This window comes from Pseudoalteromonas sp. 19-MNA-CIBAN-0066 (assembly GCF_040308705.1).
Classification (GTDB): domain Bacteria; phylum Pseudomonadota; class Gammaproteobacteria; order Enterobacterales; family Alteromonadaceae; genus Pseudoalteromonas; species Pseudoalteromonas nigrifaciens.
In genome coordinates this window covers 1-235 of sequence record NZ_JBEONZ010000426.1, presented here as the reverse complement: position 1 = coordinate 235, position 235 = coordinate 1, and the positions used below count along the sequence as shown (strand labels likewise).

The 235-nt window shown below is 30.6% G+C and carries 1 pseudogene; it reads left to right on the top strand.

From position 1 onward, the window contains the following. A pseudogene (locus AAEZ18_RS19690) lies at positions 1 to 235 on the top strand (mechanosensitive ion channel protein); the annotation flags it as partial.

The following is a 235-nucleotide window of genomic DNA, read 5'->3' as shown; positions in this document are numbered from 1 at the left end:
AATCAATACTTAGCCTTTGTAATATTCACTTATAACGATGTGAATATTACGGTAGCAAAAGTAATTCAAGTGCCACTTATATTGTTTGCTATGTGGTTTGTAGTCACACGTATTGGCAAGCTTATTAAAAAAACATTACTCGCTAAAAAAATAAGCCAAGATGCAGTGCATTTGTTTACTCGTATTTACTTTATTTTAAGTATCGCAATTTTAATTTTTACATCGCTTGAAGTGC